This is a genomic window from Streptomyces sp. NBC_00224 (assembly GCF_041435195.1).
In the GTDB taxonomy this organism is placed as follows: domain Bacteria; phylum Actinomycetota; class Actinomycetes; order Streptomycetales; family Streptomycetaceae; genus Streptomyces.
The window spans coordinates 613,532-635,702 of record NZ_CP108106.1 but is presented as its reverse complement, the minus strand read 5'-3'; the positions used below and the strand labels follow the sequence as shown (position 1 = coordinate 635,702).

General features: G+C 69.8%; 15 protein-coding genes and 2 pseudogenes. 9 read left to right on the top strand and 8 right to left on the bottom strand.

The window, feature by feature from the left end; genetic code table 11:
• Nucleotides 1-138 precede the first annotated feature (138 nt).
• On the bottom strand, nt 139-483 hold the full coding sequence (locus tag OG965_RS03065; protein ID WP_371648826.1) for an EthD domain-containing protein: 345 nt from the start codon (nt 481-483) through the stop codon (nt 139-141).
• A gap of 110 nt (nt 484-593) precedes the next feature.
• On the opposite strand from OG965_RS03065, the gene OG965_RS03060 reads away from it, so the two are divergent.
• Nucleotides 594-1,076: a MarR family winged helix-turn-helix transcriptional regulator gene (locus tag OG965_RS03060; RefSeq protein ID WP_371648824.1), complete on the top strand. Its 483-nt coding sequence runs from the start codon at nt 594-596 to the stop codon at nt 1,074-1,076.
• A gap of 190 nt (nt 1,077-1,266) precedes the next feature.
• Here OG965_RS03060 and OG965_RS03055 read toward each other — a convergent pair.
• The 4 genes and pseudogenes from OG965_RS03055 to OG965_RS03040 all read right to left on the bottom strand — a co-directional run.
• Nucleotides 1,267-1,428, bottom strand: a pseudogene (locus OG965_RS03055) (DUF2716 domain-containing protein); the annotation flags it as partial.
• 1,477 nt (nt 1,429-2,905) lie between these two features.
• Nucleotides 2,906-3,460 carry an RICIN domain-containing protein gene (locus OG965_RS03050; RefSeq protein ID WP_371648822.1) on the bottom strand — a complete coding sequence of 185 codons (555 nt, stop codon included), beginning with the start codon at nt 3,458-3,460 and terminating at the stop codon, nt 2,906-2,908.
• A 1,087-nt stretch (nt 3,461-4,547) separates the two neighbouring features.
• Nucleotides 4,548-6,713, bottom strand: a complete 2,166-nt coding sequence (locus OG965_RS03045) for a hypothetical protein (protein ID WP_371648820.1) — start codon at nt 6,711-6,713, stop codon at nt 4,548-4,550.
• Between the two features lie 341 nt (nt 6,714-7,054).
• The gene (locus OG965_RS03040; protein WP_371648818.1) at nt 7,055-10,933 is read right to left on the bottom strand and encodes a helix-turn-helix domain-containing protein; all 3,879 of its coding nucleotides are present in this window, start codon (nt 10,931-10,933) and stop codon (nt 7,055-7,057) included.
• 325 nt (nt 10,934-11,258) lie between these two features.
• Between OG965_RS03040 and OG965_RS03035 the strand changes: the two genes are divergently transcribed.
• Together OG965_RS03035 and OG965_RS03030 are read left to right on the top strand one after the other, a co-directional pair.
• Nucleotides 11,259-11,618: a hypothetical protein gene (locus tag OG965_RS03035; protein WP_371648816.1), complete on the top strand. Its 360-nt coding sequence runs from the start codon at nt 11,259-11,261 to the stop codon at nt 11,616-11,618.
• A 622-nt stretch (nt 11,619-12,240) separates the two neighbouring features.
• Nucleotides 12,241-13,002 (top strand): MerR family transcriptional regulator, encoded by a 762-nt coding sequence (locus tag OG965_RS03030; protein ID WP_371648814.1) that lies wholly within the window; start codon nt 12,241-12,243, stop codon nt 13,000-13,002.
• A gap of 317 nt (nt 13,003-13,319) precedes the next feature.
• On the opposite strand, the pseudogene OG965_RS03025 reads toward OG965_RS03030, so the two are convergent.
• From OG965_RS03025 to OG965_RS03015, 3 genes and pseudogenes are all read right to left on the bottom strand, one after another.
• Nucleotides 13,320-13,482: pseudogene (locus OG965_RS03025) on the bottom strand (GTP-binding protein); the annotation flags it as partial.
• Nucleotides 13,483-13,554: 72 nt separating this feature from the next.
• Nucleotides 13,555-14,118 carry a GNAT family N-acetyltransferase gene (locus tag OG965_RS03020; protein WP_371648811.1) on the bottom strand — a complete coding sequence of 188 codons (564 nt, stop codon included), beginning with the start codon at nt 14,116-14,118 and terminating at the stop codon, nt 13,555-13,557.
• A 25-nt stretch (nt 14,119-14,143) separates the two neighbouring features.
• On the bottom strand, nt 14,144-15,652 hold the full coding sequence (locus OG965_RS03015) for an alpha/beta hydrolase (protein WP_371648809.1): 1,509 nt from the start codon (nt 15,650-15,652) through the stop codon (nt 14,144-14,146).
• A 163-nt stretch (nt 15,653-15,815) separates the two neighbouring features.
• On the opposite strand from OG965_RS03015, the gene OG965_RS03010 reads away from it, so the two are divergent.
• The 6 genes from OG965_RS03010 to OG965_RS02985 are packed head-to-tail and all read left to right on the top strand — an operon-like array spanning nt 15,816 to nt 22,118.
• Nucleotides 15,816-17,072: an ATP-grasp domain-containing protein gene (locus tag OG965_RS03010; protein ID WP_371648807.1), complete on the top strand. Its 1,257-nt coding sequence runs from the start codon at nt 15,816-15,818 to the stop codon at nt 17,070-17,072.
• Nucleotides 17,069-17,920, top strand: coding sequence for a Rossmann-like domain-containing protein (locus OG965_RS03005; protein ID WP_371648806.1), 852 nt, complete (start codon nt 17,069-17,071; stop codon nt 17,918-17,920). The genes OG965_RS03010 and OG965_RS03005 overlap by 4 nt, the downstream gene beginning before the upstream one ends.
• The gene (locus OG965_RS03000; protein WP_371648804.1) at nt 17,917-19,008 is read left to right on the top strand and encodes a PLP-dependent cysteine synthase family protein; all 1,092 of its coding nucleotides are present in this window, start codon (nt 17,917-17,919) and stop codon (nt 19,006-19,008) included. The genes OG965_RS03005 and OG965_RS03000 overlap by 4 nt, the downstream gene beginning before the upstream one ends.
• Entirely contained in the window at nt 19,005-20,060 is a 1,056-nt protein-coding gene (locus tag OG965_RS02995; RefSeq protein ID WP_371648802.1) for a dipeptide epimerase, read from the top strand. The genes OG965_RS03000 and OG965_RS02995 overlap by 4 nt, the downstream gene beginning before the upstream one ends.
• Nucleotides 20,057-21,316, top strand: a complete 1,260-nt coding sequence (locus tag OG965_RS02990; RefSeq protein WP_371648800.1) for an MFS transporter — start codon at nt 20,057-20,059, stop codon at nt 21,314-21,316. Before OG965_RS02995 ends, OG965_RS02990 begins: the two co-directional genes overlap by 4 nt.
• 10 nt (nt 21,317-21,326) lie before the next feature.
• Nucleotides 21,327-22,118, top strand: a complete 792-nt coding sequence (locus tag OG965_RS02985) for a class I SAM-dependent methyltransferase (RefSeq protein ID WP_371648797.1) — start codon at nt 21,327-21,329, stop codon at nt 22,116-22,118.
• The last annotated feature ends 53 nt before the right edge of the window (nt 22,119-22,171 follow it).

Below are 22,171 nucleotides of genomic sequence, written 5' to 3'. Positions count from 1 at the left end.
CCTCTTGGGCCCGGTGGCACCACCATCCAAGTCATGCCTTCGACAGGGGGGAGCAGCTATGCCGGGGCCCGGAGGCCGGAGGCCCCATTGCAGGACCGCGAAGAAGATAACGGGGGGGGAGTTGTCGCTGACGGCGGTTCAGCCGAAGATCGGGCTCTCGGTGGCGTAGAGGAAGCGGGTCTGGGAGCGGTCGAGGAAGTTCTCCTCGTCCGCGGCGATGGTCGTGGTGTAGGTGTCGGAGGTGAACCAGCGGGCGGCGTCGGCGATGCCGTCGACCCACACTTCGGCGACACCGTCGTAGACGGCGGTGGTTATGCCAGGGATCTCGTCCTCGGTGGGCAGGAGCTGGACGTAGCGCCGGACCGGGACCTCTGCGCTGGGCAGGCTCGAAAGCAGCGGGGTGTGCTTCTGTGTCCAGTAGTCCACGAACTCCTCGTGGGAGAGGTCGGCCCGCCGGGTCAGGAAGATGCTGAGCTTGATCATGGAGGACTCCTTGAAGCTGCATTTGACTTGCCTGGGCAACTCATAAGGTAGACCGCACTGACTTGCTCAGGCAACAGACATCTGTTGCCTGAGCAAGTAGGATGGATCACATGGATGAACCGTCACCGTGGCTCGACACCGAGCAGCAGGAACTTTGGCAGGACCTTCTCACCGTCGTGATCGCGCTGCCTGCAGCACTGGACCGTCAGCTGCAGCGCGACGCGGGTATCTCGAACTTCGAGTACGGCGTGCTCGCCCGGTTGTCGATGGCGCATCAGATCACCATGCGGTTCAGCGAGTTGGCCCGGGACTGCAACAGCACTCTCCCGCGGCTGTCGAAGCTGATGGACCGCTTTGAGGCGCGAGAGTGGATCGTTCGACGAATCGACCCGAGCGACGGTCGCTACACCCTGGCCACGCTGACCGACAGCGGCCGGCAGAAGGTGGTCGACAGCGCGCCGGGGCATGTCGCACAGGTGCGCCGACTCGTGTTCGACCCTCTCACCGCCGCACAGCGCCGCCACTTCGGCGCGGCACTCTCCCGCGTCGCCGAGACCGTGCGCCGGGAGGCCGCCGGTGGTCCCACCGGGTGAGTGCGCTCACCGCCCGCTCGGCACGCGGCCTCCGGCTCACGGCGTTCGCCTACGGGCTGCCTTTTGATTCGTATGTCCAGACGTTGCCTACGTTGCGTCCGCCCCGGCGCATCACGGTGCCGAGGATGGCTGTGAGGTCGTCCTCGACCTCGGCCAGGAGCTCTGCGCCGAAGACGCACAGGGACTCCTCTCATGGGTGCCAGAAGGTACCCATGCGCAGGTCGCGCGTGAGGAGCTTGTAGTACTCGCCTTCCCGGCATGCGGCGCCCGGCCAGGCCGGCTGCCCTGGCGCGCCAACGCGTGCCGGGTCGAAACGGTGGCCTTGATGCCACCAGCTGACCAAGTAGAGATGCCTGTCGAAGTGTGCGGTCGTACTGGTGGGAGTCGTTGTTCAACTGGTCTGTCTTCGTCAATCGACGCCTGAGGGCGGCCGCGGTCCGTGACTTTGGTGCCGCCCTCAGGTTCAGTCGATCAGTGGTGCTGCAAGTACCGGCCCCTCATTGAGTTGATGAGGATGTCCATGACGGCACGGGTGACACCGGCGAGGATGCCTCGCACCGCAGCTGCTAAAAGCCAGCGGCGGGCAATGTCGTTGCGGTCTGCGATCTTGCTTTTGTCCCTGAACATGAGGTGTGGCCTCTCCTGCGGAGGAGAGGCGGGACTGCGGCCGCCTGGTTGCGCTCCCGTCGAACGGCACGCACCGCCGCCCCGCCCGTGATCTGAGCACGGGAGGGAGAGACTTACAGGCACACGAGCCGACGCATCGGTGGCCGAGAGACCATCGAAGTATCAATCAGCGCAGAGCTGACGGCGTCGTTGCGAGACATGCCTCCAAGCTACCGCCGGCTGGAGATCAACTCACCTTCAATAGAGGTTTAGTTGCCGATTCAGGACATACTTCAAGACCCGGGCTTCGTGGGTGCGAGCGCCTGGTCGCCTTGGTTGTCTCGGGGATGCCGCTGGCGCGGGCGGCCGCCGACGTCGGGGTGACGGTGAACGGGGTCTACGGGTGCGGGCGGCCTGAGAGGAGGCCAACGCTGGTAAGCCCAAGAGCCTACTGACTTCCTCGAACACCAGCACGGCCCGTTCCCGCTCCCGGTCCTGTGCCAGGTTGTCGAAGTCCTCGGGGCCAGCGGCCGGCGAGCAGGCCGGCCGTGCCGGCGGCCGCGGCGAGCGGTCGGTCGAGGGCTGGGGTGAGGAACTGGCGAGGCTGCGGGTGGAGAACGGCCGGTTGCGCAAGGCCGAGAGACTGGGTCGACTGGGGCAATCGGAAGTGGCGCCTGGAACCCCTCCGCGACAGCGACTGGTAAGCCCCGGCTTCACACAGACCGTCCGGCTTCCCTTGCCGACTTGCGCAGGGGAGCCGGACCGCCCAGACGCTGGTTACCTCACCCAGAGCTCCCATCCGCTGAGTACACGGGTGCACATGTACGACGCGTAGGGACCGCGGTCCACGAGGTTGTGGCCTGTCTGTCCGCACTCGATTTCACTGGGGAACGTGCTGTAGTAGTGGTAAGGCGTGCTCGCAGCCACCTCGGTCGAGGGGACTGACGGGGTCGTAGCCGCGCTCGCCGGACCGGCACTGAGCGTCGCCGCCAGTGCCAGAGTCGCTATGGTTCCGGCGACAGCCGTCATAGCGTGGTGTGTTCGGTTCATAGCTCTCTCCTCCAGGGGTTTGTGTGCGGTTGCCAGCCGGTGCGGCGGCACGGCCGAGGAACCAGACGACGGCGTCCTTGTCCACAGCCGGACGACGGAAAGGGGTGGGGGAGTCCGGCTTCGGGGATGGAAGTCCCGAGCGCGTCGGTTGGGTGCTGTGGAGGAAATCCGAGCTAATACCACAGCCATTTCTGCCAGTCGCTGCCGTTGCAGTCCCACAAGTACACGCGCTGGATATAGCTGTTGGCTTGTCCGGGATCGGCGTCGAGGCACCGTCCGTTCCAGGAATTCCTCATCTCCCCGGTCACCGTGCTGTGCGTCCACTGCTGGTTCCTGGGTTGGTGGTCCCATTCGAGCCAACGGTAGCGAGTGATGCGACTTCCGTTGACGTTGTCCAACACGGCATCCAGGACTCGGCCGTCCCACGTGGCCGTCACCGCCCAACGTCCCGCGTTGGATCCGACATACCAGCTCTGCACGGCTGTATTGCATTCCTGTGCGTAAACAGCCCCGCCATCCCAGTTCTGTGAGTCGTCGACAGTGAGGCACTTTCCGGAATAACTGTTCACGATGTAGTACGTGGTGGCAGATGCCCGGCTCGGAGCAGTCCGATGCTGTGCGATCTGCCCCGGAGTGGAGCGAGACGAATCGGCTACCTCCTGCCCCGAAGCCGTACCGGACGGCAGGACCACCGCAGAGGCGGTCAGGCCGAGGGCGATTGCTCCCATGTGCATCCTTGCACTCATTGCACTCCCCGAATTCGGTCCGTACGCCGGAAGGGGCAGCGCACAACCTCCTCCGGCATCTTCGAACCCACCCTGGCCGTCTGTGAATTGTCCGTCAACACGGCCGCCCGTACTTCTGTTGGCCCGCGGACAATGAAGAATGTCCGCGGACAATGAGTCGCGATGCCGTACGTGATCGACGAACGCGTCACGCCCCGCGACGCGGCAGGGCGTCGCGATCAATGGCCTGAGCGTGAGGAGCAAGGTGCCGACGAGGCTCCTTTCCTGTTGCGGTCGGGCGGCAACCGGAAGAGTTGATCGCCAGTAATGGTGAAATCGGCTCGCGCTTCGCTGACGGGAGCCCACTTCCCGGGTTTGCCGAGGTAGCCGAAGGGCCGTTTACCGACGGCGTCCACGGGAGGCGGCCAGATGACGGTGTTGTCGATGTGCACGAGGCCGGGAGGCACTCTGCAGCCAGCGCGTCTCGCCGAGCGAAGTGTGGCTTCCCTCGATGGCTGCGGGCTGTGGCCGTCGATGAACCCTGCCTCATGGCATCTGCGGCCGAGCAGGGCCGCCTCTCCCGCAGCTGACGGGTGAACAGTGCTGCCGCCCCGCTGGGGCTTTGGCCGTCGTGGTGTCACGGGGCGGGTGACGAGGGTCCGAGGATGGCGATAGGGGGCGTTCGTCGTCTGTGATCACGGTGGCGTACAAGGGGGCGCGGCAGCGGGCATCAAGCGCCCCCTTCTCATCGATACCCGCGGCACTGTCCTGCTCACCTGCGTAGGCCCGGCCAGTGTGGGTGGCCAGGCTGGCGCCGTGCTGTTCTCCCAGGCCGCCCACGTCTTTCCGCGCCTGCGGCATGTGTGGGCGGACCAGGGCTATCGCGGCGCTGACTTCCATGCCTGCGCCCGGGAGGCCACCGGGCTCGCCGTGGAGATCGTGCAGCGCCGTGACGGTGGTTTCGCTCGACGTGGGCCCGGGTTGGGGCACCGCGGCCGGCGGTGCCCACACGGCGGTCAGACAGCGTCCCGAGGCCCGGCGGTCACAGCGACCCTTTCGGTCGGGACGAGGTGGAGGCGTGAGACAGGGATCAGAAGAAGGTCCGGAAGCGGGTGGAGTCGCTGCGCAGGGGCAGGGTGTAGGCCGATTCGAAGGGGCGGGTCGTGCTGTCGCGGCCGGAGTAGAGCGCGGAGCCGGAGGGGCCGATGGCGTAGATGTCGGCCACGCCCTTGCCGTTCCTGCCCGCCGGGATGACGTGGGTGTACTTCTGCCAGCCGCCGCCGATCTTGCGACGGGCGGTGAAGGTGCCGTCGCCCTTGCCCAGATAGAGCCAGAGGACACCGTCCTTGTCGCGGGCGAGGAGGTCGCCGCCGGAGGCGCCCGCGATGTTGCCCGGGGCGGTGAGGAGGTTGTAGACGCCCCAGCCGCCGCCGATCTTCTGGCGGGCCTTGAAGGGGGCGGTGGCATTGCCGGTGGAGGCGTAGAACCAAAGCACGCCGGCTTTGTCGGTGGCGAGGAGATCGCCCCGGCCGTCGCCGTTCAGGTCGGATCCGCCGGTGATCTGGGTGTAGATGTTCCAGCCGCCGCCTATCTTCGTACGGGGCAGGAGCTTTTGCTGGCTGCCCTGGTGGAGCCACAGCACCCCGTCACGGTCTCGGCCGACAACGTCGTCCGAGGCTGAACCAGCCACGTTTCCGGGGGAGGCCATCAGCGTGTACGTGTTCCAGCCGGTGCCCAGCACGTCCGGCTTCGGGTCGCGGACGACCGGCGGGCAGCCCTCGTCATGACAGTCGGAGCTGTTGCCCATGGCGCGTAGCTGGCTGAGGTCGTACGCGGAGAGGTTGCCCGAGCTGTCGCGAACGAGGGCGTCCGCGTGCGCGTTGTCGTTGAAGTCGCGTGGCGCGGTGCCACGGTCCACCGTGGTGGTACCGGTCTTCACGGCGACGGGGCCGACTCCGGACGCCGGGCGGGCGGTCATCTTCCAGGTGTACGCGCCGTTGTAGGCGCCGATCACCTGGTCGAGGTAACCGTCCCAGCCGATGGAGGTGTCGTAGTAGCTCCAGAGCGACACCTTGCGGCCGGTGGCCACGTGGGTCAGGTCCAGCGCGACGCCCAGGTCCTGCTGGTTGGCCTCCCAGGTCACGCGCTTGTCGGTGCCGTCGAAGCGGTAGACGCTCGGAATGTTCACCCGCTCCAAGACCATTTCCAGGGGGCTTTGCCCGTCCCCGATCATGGTGGCCACCGGGGTCCCGCTCGCGTTGAGCGAGATGCGGAAGAGGCCTTGGCCCTGCGCGAAGGTGCCGCCGGACACCAGGAGCGTCCCGTCGCCGGCCGGGGCCACGCGACTCGCGAGATCGAGGAGCGCGACCTTGCGGCTGTCCTTCAGCGACTTGAGGACGATCGGCTTGTTCGGGTAGGTGACCCCGTCGACGACGACCTTGTCGCCGCCCGTGATCGCCAGCCATTCGCCGCCCAGGGCGATCTGCGCCCGGTAGGGAAGCGTCTCGGCCTGCTTGGTCTTCCGGTCCACGATCTTGGTCTGGCCGTATGCCGGCTCCCAGAGCACGTGGTCGGGCGTGACCTGTGCGAAGCCGCTGTAGCGGGCGAGGTCGTACGTCTCGACGGCGGCGGCCGTGGCCACGTCGACCAGGGCGAGACGGAAGCCGCCCGACTCCGAGGTCTGCACGGCGACCGTACCGGGCGTGGAGCCGTGGAACTCCCAGGGGACTCCGGTCGGCATCCCCGTCACCTTGCGGTCGACCACCTCGCCCCCGGGCGCCCGGCTCACGAGGTGGAGCTCGTGGGTGGCCGGGTCGACCATCACGAGCGTCGAGCCGTTGACCTCGCGCAGCTCGTACGGAATGTCGATGACGACCGGGGCGCCGCCCTTGGCCATGTCGTGGACAGTGTGGCGGGTTCCTTCGCTCGCCACGACGACGTCGGCTCCGGCGGCGCCCCGGTAGGTGATCGCAGGGCTCTTCGGGAACGTGGTGACGGAACCGTCCGCGTACCGCGTCCAGACGACGTCGTCCGTCCGGACGGCGAGGAACCCGTTGGGCCCAGCGGTCGCGACGACGCTGTTGAGGAACGGGAAGACGGCGTCCCCGGCGCCCTGCTGTGCGACCGCGGCCGCACCGGTGGGGGCCGCCGCGGCGGCGGCCGGGCCGGCGAGCGTGCCGGCGGTGGTGGCGGCCAGGGCGACGGCGACGGCGGCGGTCAGCCGGAACCGGGGGGTGCGGACGCGGGCGCGTGACATGGGGCGGGGGCCTCCTCGGAGAAGGACGTGCGGGTGCGGCGGAGAATGCGACACCCACCAAGACCTCTGAGAAGACTGGACGGTTGTACGCCCTTTGCGATGAAATATCCTGGGATGAGGGCTCTATGCCCCGCGACTGAAGGCCCACGGGAACGAAGCCGGGCGGTACGTGCTTCGGTGCGCACCGACCTCTTCGACACCTGATCTGAGCTCAGGGTTGTACGGGACTCGACTTTCGTGGTTTTTGTAGGTCATCCAGGGGTGTTGGTGTGGCTGCGTTGGGTGGAGGTGGCGCGGGCGGCCCCGGTGTTGCCGGGCCCGACAACCGGCTTCTGACAACCTCATGAGGAGGTGGGGGAGCAGTGGGCGGGGACAGGCCGGCTGTTGGTGTAAGCGGTCTGTTCGGCTTGGGTGAGGTCGCGGCCGAGGGCGGTGCAGATGGTGCGGATGGCGGTGTGCGGGCTGAGTGGCTGGATGCCCCATTGGCGTACCGTGCGGTCGTTGCCGGCGGTGAACAGGGTGTGTCCGTCGTTGCCGAACAGGACGTGGGTCACGGCGCGGGTGTGGCCGGTGAGGGTGGCGTAGGCGAGTCCGGTGGGTACGTCCCACAAGCGGACGGTGCCGTCGTCACTGGCGGTGGCCAGGGTTCGGCTGTCCGGGCTGAACGCTATGTGCTCAAGCCGGTCGCTGCGTCCGGTCAGAACGCCGCGGCTGCGGCCGGTGGCGGTGTCCCACAGGCGCACGCCGTTGTCGTAGCGGGTGGCCAGGGTGCGGCTGTCGGGGCTGAAGACCAGGTCCCTGGCCAGATCCTTGAACGGGGGCAGGGTGGCGCGGATGCGGCCGGTGGTTGCATCTCGCAGGCGTACGGATCTACCGTCCCGGGTGGCGAGGGTGTGGCCGTCGAGGCTGAAGGCCAGGTCGTCCGTTGTACCGGTGGCGTCGGTGAGCGTGGCGCGACGCTGTCCGGTCGCGGTGTCCCACAGGTCTGTCTGTTTCCGGTCCGCAGTGGCCAGGGTGCGGCCGTCGGCGCTGAGCGCCATGACCGGCACGCGTGTGCCTTCTCTCGCCAGGGTTGAGTGCCGGCGTCCGGTTGTGGTGTCCCACAGGTGCACTTTCGGGTTGTCGCCGTTGATGGCCAGTAGGCGGCCATCGGGACTGACGGCTAGTCCTCCAGGAAGGTCGCCGGCCTCTCTTACCGTGGCGCGGACCGCGCCGGATGCCACGTCCCAGAGCTGGACGGCGTCACGGGTGGACGCGATCAGGGTCCGGCCGTCCGGGCCGAAGGCGAAGGCTGCTGTGCGCAGCCTTCGGGCGGGAGTCAGTGTGCGGCGCAGGTGTCCGCCGGCGGTGTCCCACAGGCGTATTGACGTGTCGGCGGTGGCCAGGGTCTGGCCGTCCGGGCTCAAGGCGAGGGCATACACGGACTCAAGGCTGTTGGTGAGCAGGGTGTAGGTGTGCTGGCTATGGGTGACGTCCCACAGGCGGACGGTGCCGTCGCTGCTGGAGGTGGCGATGGTGTGCCCGTCGGGGCTGACCGCCAGGGCTTCGGGTTCGCTGGTGTGCCCGGTGAGGGTGGCCACCCGTCGCCCCGAGGCGACATCCCACACCCCCGGCGCATCACGGCCGCTTGCCACCCCCACCGTCCATCCCTCGTCATTGACGACCGTGCGCCCCAGGGTGCTGCCGGCCAGTGTGCGGCCGTCCGCGCTGAAGGCAAGATGCCGCACGGTGGCGGGAAGCTCCGCGAGGTCGTGGACCCGGCCGCTGTCCGGTTCCCACAGCCGGACACTGCCGTTGGCGTACCGGACCGCGATGGTGCGCCCGTCGGGGCTGACCCCCAGCGTGGACACCGCGCCGGGTGAGCCGTTCAGGGTCTGTCTGGTCCGGCCCGAGGCGACCTCCCGCAGCCGCACCGTTCCGGCCTCGCTGCCCACGGCAATGGTGTTGCCGTCCGGGCTGAGCGCCGTGGCGGCCGGATCCGGCGTGGCGGCCAGCAGGGTGCGTACGCTGTCGTCGGCCGGATCCCACTGCCGCACTGCGCCTCTGCTGTCGGAGAGGACCAGCGAGTGCCTGTCACGGGCGAACGCCACACCCTCCGTTCGGGAAAACCCACTACTGGTCTCGCTGTGCATGCGGCTGTCGCCGCTGGTTTCGCTGCGGATGCGGCCGGACGCCGTGTCCCACAGCCGCACCGTTCTGCCGCTGGCGACAGCCAGTGTGCGGCTGTCGGCGCTGAACATCACGACGTTCACGTCGTAGGCGCCTCTTTGTGGCTTGGTCAGGGGGTGGGAGCGGCCCGTGGTGGTGTCCCACAGCCGCACCATTCCGTCGATGCCGCCCACGGCCACCGTCTTGCGGTCCGGCGAGAAGGCCAGGGAGAGCGCCCTGGTGCTTGCGCCACCGAGCACCATGCGGTGCTTGAGGGGCAGGGCGGCGGCCGCGTGCAGGCTGACCGTGGCCTCGTCGGTGGGGCTGAGACGGTAGGCCGCCACCGCGAGCAGCGCGGCCACGTCGGGATTCGTCGCCAGCAAGGCGTCGGACTGGAGCGCGAGCTGGCGGGACTGGGCCTGCCGCTGGGCGGCCAGGGCGTCCTTGCGCTGCCCCCAGGCGAGCCCGGCCGCCACCAACGCCAACACCACCAGCACCGCCAGTATCGCCACGGCCGTCTGCCGGAGTCTGCGTTCCCGGGTCGCCGCCGCCCGGCTCGCGGTGAGGAACTCCCGCTCCAGAGAAGTCAGCTCCGCCGCACCACCGTCTGCGCCGAACGCGTTCCACACGGCTTCCAGCCGACCGCCCCGCAGCAGCGCTCCGCGGTCGCGGTCGTGCTGCTGCCAGGTGTGGGTGGCGTCGGTGAGCCGGCGGTGCAGGCGGAGCCGGTCGCGGTCCTCGTCGATCCATCCGGCCAGCCGGGGCCAGGCGGTGATGAGGGCTTCGTGGGCGAGGTCGACCTGGTTGTCGTCGAGGGTGACCAGGCGGGCGCGGGCCAGTTGCTCAAGGACGGTGGTGGTCTTGCCGGGGCGGTCGGTCTCGGCTTCGCTGCGGGGGATGGGGCGGCGGGTGTCGGGGGTGCCGTCGCCGGGGGTGATCAGCCGGAGCAGGATCTGGCGTACCAGGGCGGCTTGGTGGTCGTCGAGGGAGGTGTAGAGGGTTTCGGCGGTGGCGGCGACGGCGCCGTCGAGACCGCCGGCCGCTTCATAAGCCTCCAGGGTGAGGGCGCGGCCGGTGCGGTGGCGCCAGGTCTCCAGCAGGGCATGCGACATCAGCGGCAGGGCGCCCGGTTCGGCGGAGACAGCCTCGATCAACCGTGAGGTGAGGACGCGTTCCACGATGGCGCCGTGGGTGGCGGCGGGCTTGGTGATCGCCTCGCGCATCTCGCCCGGGCTCATCGGGCCGACGGGCAGGTCCGCCTCGCGCAGGATCTGGGCGAGGTGGGGGTGGCGTAGACAGTGGGTGTAGAAGTCGGCGCGCACGCCCAGCACCACGCGCAGGCGGCTGCCGGGATCCCGGGCGGCCAGGACCAGATCGAGGAACGTGTCGCGCTCGTCCGCCTCGGTGCAGAGAGTGAAGACCTCCTCGAACTGATCGACGATCACCAAGGTGTCGCCGTCGGCTTCCTTGGCCGCTTCGGTGTCGCGAGGGGTGAAGAGCCTTTCGTGTTCGCTCATCGGGCGGGGGCCTGGTGTGCAGATCCGCAGGGCGGCGATGCGTAACTCGCCGGTGGTGGGATCGGGGTCCTGGAGGCGGGGGATGAGGCCGGCGCGCAGCAGGGAGGATTTGCCGCTGCCGGACGGCCCGACGACCACGCTCACCCGCTGGCGGGCCACCAGGGCAACCAGCTGGTCGGTGAGCACGCTGCGGCCGTAGAACAGGGCGCTGTCCGCCGACTCGTAGCGGGCCAACCCCCGGTATGGAGCAGGACCGTCCTCCTGCTCGGTGCGGGCGGCAGCGGTCGCGTGCCGGACCGCCTGCTCGGCCCGATGCCAGCGCTCCTCCCATGCGGCGCGGTCCCCACCGCAGGCCTCTACATAGGCGAGGGTGATGGCCAGGGAGGGGAGCTTCCTGCCGGCGGCGGTCTGCGAGAGAGAGGAGAGGGAGTAGCCGGTCTTCTGCGCCATCGCCCGGTAGGACAGCCGGGCGTCGTGGCGCAGCCGGCGCAGCGTGTCGGCGAAGTGCGCGACGGGACCCGCGTCCGGGTCCAAGGGTTTTTCGGGCCGTGCCATCGCATCCCCCTGTGCAACTGATCGGCTCCTGTGCGTGATCAAGCGCACCCACGCTAGAGACGGCCGGCCCGGACCGGCAAGGCACCCCCCGGCCACCCCCGCACGACGCGTCCCCGCCAGAAAAGGGTTGTTCGTGCTGGCGGGAGCGGGGTGCCGAACAATCCCGGGGCTGCTGGACTCGGTGACCGGCGCCACCGTCGGCGCTGTGTGGGCCGTCGTGCCATCCGGTGCGGCGTGTCCGATGTGCGGCTGCGCGCGGATGCCGGCGCAGCCACGGCCCCGAAACACGGGTACGTGATTCGGGCGATCCCTCAAGGAGGAATCTGTGTTCAACCGCATGAAGCTGTCGCCCAAGGCGACGCTCAGGGTTACGACGGTCCTGGGCGGTGCGGCTTTGCTCGCCATCGCCACGGCCACCTCGGCCTCGGCGACCGTGACCGCCACCCACGGTTCGGACAGCGCCCAGGCCACCGCCTACTCCATGCGCGCCTATGACGGCGAGTCGGACGGCAACGGCGTGTACGCGGACGCCTACCTGGCCAACGGCGCCCACGTCTCGCAGTGGGACGGCAACGGTGCCCACGGCGACTGGGGCCCGTGGGCCACCTACTCCTCCCAGATCAAGCAGTTCCGCGTCTGCGAGGACCACACGGGCTGCTCCGGCTGGATCTACTGGCCGAGCTGACCCACCCCAGCCCCAGCCAGCGGTGGCGGTACCCAGGACTTCCGCGCGGCGGGGATCGGTTTGGTGGTCCGGCCTGGGGTGGTCGTGGGGTTTGCCGCTGCCGCCACGTTGGCGTCGTGTCCTGGGCGCGAGCCGTCCGCCCAGGGCACGGCGGGCACCCGAAGGCGGAGTGGGGGCCGGTGTGGCCTGGCGCAGTCCGCGGGCCGGGTCCCTGTCTCCACTGCGTGGACGAGGAGACCCGTGCCCGGGGTGTGTGGTGCTGGGTCAGTTCCAGGCGCTGTCGCGGACAGTGGTGCCCCAGTTGGGATCGCGGCGGGTGCGGTGTGCGGCCGTACGATCTTTCCCCTCCCGTGGTGTGCCGTGCTTCGGCGCGATCATCGGTGCCGGCCTGCCGAACCCCGACAGGCGGCAGGCCCGAGGCCCACCCGCGCCGCGAGATCGTGGACGCCCTGCGCTACGTGGTCGATACAGGGCAGGCCGGTCGTGATCACCGTCCGTGCGGCTGCCGATCGGCGCGTAAGAAGCTGAGAGTTGGGCTTGAACCTGCCGTAGCGGAAGCCTCTACCGTTCTGAGCAGGGCCGGAGATTCCGGCCCGGTGAAGCAGGTGTGAGGGAGGCGGCGATGGCCTGGCCGATCGCGGAGGTCGCCCGGATGTCGGGTGTGACGGCCCGGACACTGCGGCACTACGACGAAATCGACCTGCTGCCGCCGGCCTGGATCGGGGCCAACGGCCACCGTTACTACGAGGAGCGCCAACTGCTGCGGCTGCAGCAGGTTCTCGTGCTGCGGGCGCTGGGCCTGGGACTGCCTGAGATCGGCCGGATCCTGGCCGCGCAGGTCGACGAGGTGGAGGCTCTGCGGGGCCATTACCGTCGGCTGCTCGCCGAGCGCGACCGCCTCGATGCCCTGGCCGGCACCGTCGCCCGCACGATCACCGAACTGGAGCAGTCCAGGAAGGACGGCACAGACATGATCAGTATCAGCCGGCCGGAGAACCTGTTCGAGGGCATCCGGCCCGCCCAGTGCATGAAGGTCCTGCGCGGTTTCCCGGAGCTGGTCGGGGCCGTCGAGCGGCATACCGCGGCGTTGAGCAGGGCCGAGATCGAGGCCGACGAGCGCGAGCGCACGGCGCAGATGATCCGGCTGGCGGAGCTGATGGCCACCGGCCTGCCCGCTGACGCCGACGAGGTGCAGGTCGAGATCGACACCCAGTACCGGACGTTGGCCCAGAGCCGGGCAGCCACCGCCGAGGAGTACCGCGCGATCGGGCGTTGCTGCGTGGAGAACGAGCACTGGCGCGCGGTGTACGAGTCGATCGCGCCGGGCCTGGCCGCGTACCAGCGGGACGCCATCGAGACGTACGCCGCAACTCGGCTGCGCTGAGCCGGGACCGGGCCGCCGCCACGGGGGTGCGGCGGCCCCGCCCGGGTCGGGCCACTTGCCCATTCCGCCGACAAAGGGTCCACAGTTGTCGAGGAACGCCCACCTCTGCCCAGCGACGCTGCCGCCTGCCGGGTGCTGTCGGCCCTCATGAACATCGACCTCGGCCCGAAAGAGTGCCTTCCCGAGAACTGAACAACCGCTGTCGGATCCCGGATCTCGTGAACAAAACCAGCAGAGTCAGAACACCGACCACTCCGACTCCGACGGTGCACACCCAACCAACACTGACCAGCCGAAATACCGAAGCACGGCTGGATTACTGGCGCGGCGTCGATGTTGATCTCGCTTATGTCGTTTGACGATGAGCGCGACGCGCATTCCCTCGCGGTTGCTCGGCACGTGGTTGAGCAGCGTGGTCTTGCTCGCTCCGAGGAAGCCGGACAGGACGGTGACGGGCAGTCGTTCGATCATGCCCGTCAGCCTGCGGGGCGCAGCATTCCGCGCTCGTACGCCTTGGCCAGCCGCTGCGGCCCAATTCGGGCTGGCTTTGCGTCACCGAGGCATCGGGATCTCGAAGTGCACCGTGCCGACACCGGGACCGTGCTCACCGGTCGTCCGGGCGTCGAACGCCTCCTTGGCCATGCTTCGCCAGAACGCTTCGGCGCCCTCCACGTGGACGTTGGTGTGCAGGTAAATGCTCTCGTAGCCCGGGGTGGTGGCGGCGAAGTGGCATGCTCTGCGCACCAGGGTCCGTGCCAGGCCGTGGCGCCGGTGCTCGGCCTTGACGTAGACCCGGACCAGCTGCGCGGTCGTGCCCGGCGGGTAGCGCTCCGCCAGCCGGCGCGGGTGCGGCGGATGGACCGGGCCGACCGATCGCACGCCGGTCGTGGCCACCACCTCGCCGCCGTGCACCGCCACCAGTAGCAGATGCCGGGGGTCGTCCAGGTAGGTGCCCGCGATGTCGACGACGTCGCGGTGCCATTGGGGTACGTAGCCGTAGCCGAACTCCCGGTAGAAGGTGTCGAGCATCACGCGGCGCGCTCCCTCCGCGTCGGCCACTGTGGCGGGGCGCACGGTGTACGAGGGGTGCGGGGCGTCCTGCGGGGCATCGGTCATCGGGTAACTCCTTTTCGCTGAGAACTCATTCGCTGGGGACCCGAAGCGCCGGAAGGCCGGGGCCCGCGCAGTGCACATCCGTCGACGGGACGGTCCCGTCGATCAGATACGCGGCGGCGGTGCCGTCCACGCACGCGTTGCCCCGGCTGGCGAAGACGCCGTGCGAGTAGTCGTCGTAGAGCGTGACCAGGCGCGAGCCGGGCAGCCGCTTCCGAAGTTGCCGGGCGCCCTCGACGGGTGTGACGGGGTCGTGTTCGGAGGCGATCAGCAGCACCGGGGGCACCTCGGGGCCGCCGAGCCGGGTGTTCTGGGTGGGTATGTGGTGCCAGTACGAGCAAGCCGAGGCTTCGATTCCTGTGACGATCGGGTGCGGGTCGAGACGCCGCAGGCGCCGGAGGTCGGCCGTGACGCGGCCCGGCGTCGGGCCGGGCCCGTCAGCGCACTTCACGACGCGGTTCGCGGACTCATAGGTACGTGACGCGGCGCCGTCGAAGGGGGCGGCGGGGCGCAGGAGTTCGGTGCTGCCGTCGTGCAGGTAGGCATGGATGCCCGCCGCGAGGTCCTCCCAGCGTTCCGTGCGGCCGAGCGATCGGTACACGGCACGGTCGAACTCGGCAGGACCGATGCCGTCCACGGGGCGGGCGGCGAGTTCCTGACGCGCCCGCATGTAGGCGGAACGGACCTGACCGGCGCTGCCGCCGAGGCCGAAGCGTTGTTCGTGCCGGGCGACCCAGGTGAAGAACACATCGCGCTGGCGCAGCAATGCCCGGCTCTGCCGCAGGTCGAAGTCGTACCACTGCCAGGGGCCGACGACGCTGTCGAGCACCATACGGCCGACATGCTGCGGGAACAGGGCGGCATAGGCGGCGCCGAGGTAGCTGCCGTAGGAGATGCCCAGGAAGCCGATCCGCCGTTCGCCGAGTGTGGAGCGTATGGCGTCCATGTCCCGGGCGGTCTGAGTGGTCGACAGATGCACCAGCGCGTCGCCGACGCCGGCCGCGCAGTCGTCCGCCATACGCCTCAACGAGTCGAGGTGCGCCTTTTCCGCGGCGCGGCCCGACGGTACGGGCTCGGGTCCGGGGCGGTCGAAGAGTCCGCCCATCGGGCCGCAGTCCGCGGGCGCGCTCTGCCCGGTGCCGCGTGGGTCGAAGCCGATGACGTCGTATGCGCGGCGCACGCTCTCGGGCAGCTTGGCCCGTTTGGTGACGGCGTAGGCCAACCCCGGCCCGCCGGGTCCGCCCGGGTTCACCAGCAGAATGCCGCGCCGCTCCTCGGGCGGTCCGGACGCGCGTACGCGCGAGACGGCGATGCGGATGTGCTCGCCGTCCGGGCGTTCCCAGTCGAGCGGGACGCTCAGCGATCCGCACTCCACCTGCGCGGGAGAGGCCGGGGCCGGTACGGACTCCGGGCAGGGACCGAAACGCGGGGATGGTGCCGGGGTGGTGGTGGCTTGGACAGGGGTGGCCGGGGCCAGGGCGGCGATGGTGGCCGCGAGGGCGGACAGAACGGCCCGGTGGCGTGCAGCGGGAGTCACGGGTCTCGCATTCAGAGAGTCGACAGGCATTCAGATGACAATGAAAACGATTGTCGATAACGTGTGGCTGCGTCAAGCCGAGCAGCCCCGAGCGGCCCCGGGCGGGTGCTGCGGTGCTGCCGACGCGTCATGCGTTCATCCCGCGTTCTGAGAAGAGGAAGCCGTGTCCCATCTGCTGATGGTCGAGAGCTGGGTCGGATCGATGAGCAGGCTGCTGCCCAGAGCGATCCGCGAGGGCGGGCACGAGTTCACGTTCCTCACCCGTGATCTGCACCACTACCTGCGCTCCGCTCCTGAGGGCACCGCGCACCCGCTGCTCGCGGCGCACAATGTGCTGACCGCCGACACCAACGAAGTCGGGACGTTGCTGCCCCTGGTCGAGCGCGCCCACGGTGTGCTGGGCTTCGACGGGGTGATCACCTCCTGCGACTACTACCTCCCGACGGCCGCACGGATCGCCGGCCGTCTGGGGCTGCCAGGTCCTTCCTCCGCGGCGGTCGAGAACGCGTGCCGCAAGGACGCGACCCGCCGTGTCCTTGCCGAGGCCGGAGTGCCGGGGCCCCGCTACGCGGTCTGCGCGGACTGGGCCGAGGCCGCCGGTGCGGCGCGGGAGATCGGCTACCCGCTCGTGCTCAAACCCGTGGACCTGTGCGCCGGGATGTTCGTCCGGCGCGTCGACGACGAGTCGGACCTGGCCCGCGCCTACCGGGCGCTCGCGGACTTCACCGTCAACGCGCGAGGCCAGCGCCGTGAGCCCGTGGTCCTGCTCGAAGAACTGCTCCGGGGGCCGGAAGTCAGCGTCGAGACCGTGTCGTTCGCCGGAACGGCGCAGGTGGTCGGGGTGACCGACAAGAGCGTCGGCGGGGCGCCGGCGTTCATCGAGACCGGCCACATGTTCCCCGCGGCGCTCGCTGCCGCCGACGCCGAGGCGGCCGCGGAGACGGCTGTTCAGGCGCTGAAGGCCCTCGGACTGGACGGGGTCGTGGCACACACCGAGATCAAGCTGACAGCCGATGGGCCCCGGGTGGTCGAGGTCAACCCCCGCCCCGCCGGCAACCGCATCACCGAACTGGTCCGTCATGTGACGGGGGTCGATCTCGCCGCCGCCTGCGTAGATGTGGCCCTCGGCCGAGAACCGGACCTGCGCCGACGAGCCACCGGCCTGCACAGTGCCGCCATCGGGTTCCTGGTGCCGGACACCGAGGGAGTGCTGGAGTCCATCGACGGCGCCGACGACGTGCGCACGGCGACGGACGTGCTGGAGATCCAGCTGGCCGAGCCCGGAACAGCCGTCAAGGAGGCGGGCAGCAACAACGAGTACCTGGGCCACGTCATGGCCGGCGACGCCGAGGGCCTCGCGGCTCGCGACCGGGTCGAGACGCTGCTCTCGGCGCTCTGCCCGAAGGTGGTCGGCCGATGACCGCCGTCACCCACGCGAACCTCACCGCGGCCTCGTACGACGAACTCGTCGACCGTGTGCTCCGCGGTGATTTCGGGTCCGACCCGAGGACCGAGCGGATCGCGATGGCGTTCACCACGCGCCAGGCCGTACGGCACGACGGGCGCGGCGGCTGCTACCGCAACGAAGTGCTCAGCCTGAGGCTGGCCGAAGCCGTGGGCTCGTGCGCGGTCGAGCCCGGTGGGCTCCCCGACGGCGCCGTCGACGACTGTGTCGGCGTGGACGTCGCCCGGCTCATGGCGCATGAACTGCTGCCGGTACGGGTGGCCGCACTGGACGCCTACCTGATGCACGTGCTTCCCCATCGTTCCGCGAGCGGCGCCCGGCCGTGTCCGCTCCCCGCCGGGAGCTCGCTGGAGAAGTCCCGGGCGAGGGCCAAGGCCGTCACCGGTCTGCTCGACGTCGGCCCAGGGCGCACCGTGCTCGTGGTCGGCGTGGTCAATTCGCTGCTGGAGGCGTTGCGGGCGCGTGGACTGGCGTACATACCCTGCGACTTCAAGGGCGGCACCACGGAGTGGGGCGAGCCGGTACGGACCGACGCGCTGGCGGAGTTGGAGCGCTGCGACGCCGTCCTCGCTTCGGGTATGACGCTCGGCAACGGAAGCTTCGAGCCGCTGCGCGAACACGCACTGCGGCACGGCAAGCCGCTGGTGATGTTCGCCCAGACCGGCAGCGCGGTGTTGCCGCGCCTCATCGGCGCCGGAGTCAGCGCGGTGTGCGCGGAGCCGTACCCCTTCTTCTGGCTCGACGGCGGGCCCGGGACCATCCACCGCTACGGCGCCGGTGAGCGCTCCGGAGCCGCCCTGTGACCACGGCCGTCCTCAGCCCCGCGGGCAACCGCGAACTGCTCACCCTGCTCGGCCGGACCCCCCTCGCCCGCATCACCGTCGACCTGCCCTGCCCGCAGCCCGGCTTCTGGGCCAAGCTGGAAGGTCTCGGCGTCGGCGGCATGAAGGCGCGAGCGGCCGTGTCCATGCTGCTCGGCGCGAAGGAGCGCGGCGAGCTGCGGCCCGGGGCCCCGGTGGTGGAGTCCACGTCCGGAACGCTCGGCATCGGGCTGGCCTTCGCCGGCCAGGCTCTCGGGCATCCGATCGTTCTGGTCGGTGACACAGAGCTGGAGCCCTCGATGCGACAACTGCTGCGCGCATACGGGGCCCAGCTGGAGCTGGTCGACCGCGCGGCGGCCGAAGGCGGCTGGCAGGCCGCCCGGCTGGCCCGGTTGCGCGAACTGCTCTCGACGCTGCCGGACGCCTACTGGCCCGACCAGTACAACAACCCCGACAACATCGCCGGTTACGCCTCCCTCGCCGCCGAGCTGGCCGTACAGCTCGACCACCTGGACGTGCTGGTGTGCAGCGTCGGTACCGGCGGCCACAGCGCCGGTGTGGTCGGACCGCTGCGCAGGCATTGGCCCGGGCTCCGGCTGATCGGTGTGGACGCCACCGGCTCGACGATCTTCGGCCAGCCGGCCAGGCCGCGTCTGATGCGCGGCCTGGGCAGCAGCATCCATCCGCGCAACGTCGCCTACGAAGCCTTCGACGAAGTCCACTGGGTCGGCCCGGCCGAGGCCGCGGACGCCTGCCGAAAGCTCGCCGTCGGTAACTTCGTCAGCGGCGGCTGGAGCACCGGAGCCGTCGCGCTCGTGGCGGCCTGGGCCGCTCGTGTCCACCCGGGAGCCGTCGTCGCCACCGTCTTCCCCGACGGGCCGCACCGCTATCTCGGCAGCGTTTACGACGACGACTTCACCGCCGCTCACGGGCTCGAACCGGCCACCGCCGCCACTCGCCCGGTCGAGATCCCGCATCCGCGGGCTGTCGAGGCCACCGGCTGGGCCCGGTGCCGCGCCGTCACCGACCCGCTGCACAGCCGAACCCCACGTTTGGAAGAGAGCCCGTGAAAGTCAGTCAGCGCACCGTGCGTCTCCAACTCACCGAGCCGCTGCGCATATCCCGCTCAACGATGGCGGCCCGCGACGCCGTCTGGTTCTTCGTCGAACACGAAGGCCAACTCGGCCGAGGAGAGGCCGTCACCAGCGTGTACTACGGCCTCGATGCCGACACACTCGGACGTCTGCTGCACGCGGAGTCCCAGTGGCTGACACGCTTCGCCGAACCGGGGAGTGCCTTGGAGGCCCTGCGCAACGGAGGCCGGGAAGGCACACCGCCCGCCGTGATCGCGGCCGTGGAGTCCGCGCTGCTCGATCTCCTGGGCAAGCGCGCAGGCATCCCGGTCCACGCACTGCTGGGTACCTCCGCCCGGCCGTCCGCCGCGACCGCCCGCACCATCGGCATCACGTCGCCGATACGGGCCGGAGCCGAGGCCGCCCGCCTGGTACGGGACGGTTTCTCGGTCCTCAAGATCAAGGCCGGGGCACCGGACCCCGAGGACGACCTGAAGCGCGTACGGGCCGTGCGTGCCGCGGCTCCCCACGCTCGACTGCTCCTGGACCCCAATGGAGCCTGGACGGTTGCCACGACGGAGCGACTCCTGCCCCGCCTCGCGGAGTTGGGAATCGAGGCCGTGGAGCAGCCGATCGAACCCGGCCACCCCGAGGCGCTGGCACGACTCGCCGAACGCTCGCCGCTGCCGGTCATCGCCGACGAGGACGCGGTCGGTTACGAGGACGCTCGCCGACTGGCCGGGCGGGTCGAGGGAATCAACGTCAAGCTCGCCAAGTGCGGCGGCGTCAGTGCAGCACTGCGGATCGCCGAACTGATCGCCGGTACCGGCACCGATCTGATGCTCGGCTGTCTGACCGCCAGCACGCTCGGCATCGCCCCCGCCGTGCATCTCGCCGACCGAGCCCGGTGGATCGACCTCGACGGGCACCTCCTGCTCGCCCACGACCCGTGGACCGGCATCGGCGGCGCCGACGGCACCGTACGGACGAGCCACCACCCCGGCCTCGGCGTGCGCCCGCGTATCGAAGCGGAGAGTGAACACGCGTGAAGACATGGCACGAGATACGCGGCTTCCCCCTCGCGATACGGCTCCTCCTGGTCAACCAGCTCGGCGTCAACACCGGCTTCTACCTGCTCATTCCCTACCTCGCCGTGCATCTGAACGAGGACCTCGGGCTGTCGGCCGCTGTCGTCGGCATCGTTCTCGGCGTACGCAACCTCAGCCAGCAGGGCCTGTTCCTCATCGGCGGATCGGCATCGGACCGGCTGGGAGCGCGCGGAGTCATCATTGCCGGATGCGCGCTGCGCACCGTCGGCTTCGGGCTCTTCGCCCTCGGCGACGGACTGACGGTGCTGCTGGCCGCCTCCGTGCTCAGCGGGCTGGCCGGGGCGCTGTTCAACCCGGCGGTACGCGCGTATCTCGCCCTGGAGGCAGGGGAGCAGAAGGCCGAGGCGTTCGCCTTGTTCAACGTCTTCGCGACCACCGGTGCCTTGATAGGGCCGCTGCTCGGCAGCGCCCTGCTGCTGGTCGACTTCCGCGCCTCCGCGCTCACCGCGGCCGGGATCTTCGCAGCGCTCACGGTCGCCCAGGCCGTTGTGCTTCCGGCGCGCAAGGTCACACCGTCCGCGAACAGCGTCCTGGGGGACTGGCGAGAGGTGATCGGCAACCGCGGCTTCGTGGCGTTCGCCGTTGCCATGGTCGGTATGTTCACCATGGAGAACCAGCTGTATCTGCTGCTGCCGGACGGCGCGCGCCGGGCCACCGGCTGGGACGGCGCGGCAGGCATCGTCTTCCTCGTCGGCACCCTCACCAACCTTCTGCTGCAACTGCCCATTACACGGGCACTGAAGAGCAGAGGCAGCCGGGCGCGATGGATCAGCGCGGGGCTCACGCTGATGGGGCTGTCCTTCATACCGCCGATGACGGTGGCGGGAGCCGGGACAGCGCACGGCGGCGTCGGCGACGCGGCGCTCGGCGCACTGCCGGTCCTGGCAGGGGCGCTGCTGCTCTACCTGGGCGTCATGATCGCCCAGCCCTTCGTCATGGAGCTGATCCCCCGCTTCGGCCGCCCGGAGCTCACCGGCACCTACTTCGGGCTGTTCTACGTGGTCTCGGGCATCGCCGCGGCCGTCGGCAACACGGTCGTCGGCTGGTCCATGGACGCCGGTCGGCGCACCGGAGCGCAGTGGCTGCCCTGGGCGTGCTGCCTGGCCTTCGGACTCGCCTCCGCCACCGCCGTCGCCTGGCTGCACCGCCGGCGAGTACTTCCCGCCCAAGCGGCGCCCGTACCCGTGCCGGCCTGAGGAGACACCCATGAGCAGCACAAACCTGCTGACCGACAACCCGGTCCTGTACGAAGCCCGTTTCCCCGACGAGGCGCGCCTGGCGGGGCGCTGGGCCGAGGACTGTCTGCGACGGCACGGGGCCGGGCCGCGGGTTCTGGACATCGGATGCGGCACCGGCCGGGACGCCGCATATCTGCACCAGGTCGGCCGGACGGTCGTCGGCGCGGATCTGTCCGAGGCGATGCTGGAGCACGCCCGCGTGCACCACCCCGGTCCTCAGTACATCCGGGCGGACCTGCGTGGATTCGACCTGGCAGAACGGTTCTTCGACGCCGTGGTGTGCCTGGACAGTGCCTTGCTGTACTGCCACACCAACGACGAACTCGACGGCTTCCTGACCTCCTGCCGCCGGTCTCTGGCACCCGGCGGGCTGCTCGTCGCCGAGATGCGCAATGGGGCCTTCTTCCTCGGCCGGACGGCACTCCTGGACCGCCCGTCCCGCAACGGCTTCACCTGGCAGGGCACCGCCTACCGGTCCACCACCACCCTGCGCGTGGACCGTGCCGCGCAACTGCTGCGCCGCACCCGTGTATGGACCGCCGACGACGGATCGCCACCGGTCGAGCAGCGCTCCGCGTGGCGGCTGCTCTTCCCTCAGGAACTGCGCCACGTGCTCGCTGTTCACGGCTTCGAGGTGCTCGCCCTGTACGACGGGCCCGGTCCTCGTACGGAGCCGCAGTGGCGGGAGGGCGACCTGCCGGCCTCCACGGCCGATGCCGACCGGCTCCATCTCGTCGCCCGCCTCACGCACGCCCGCTGAACCCCACAAGCCGTCGCCCCCACGCCGATATTGGCTCACACAGCAAGGACACC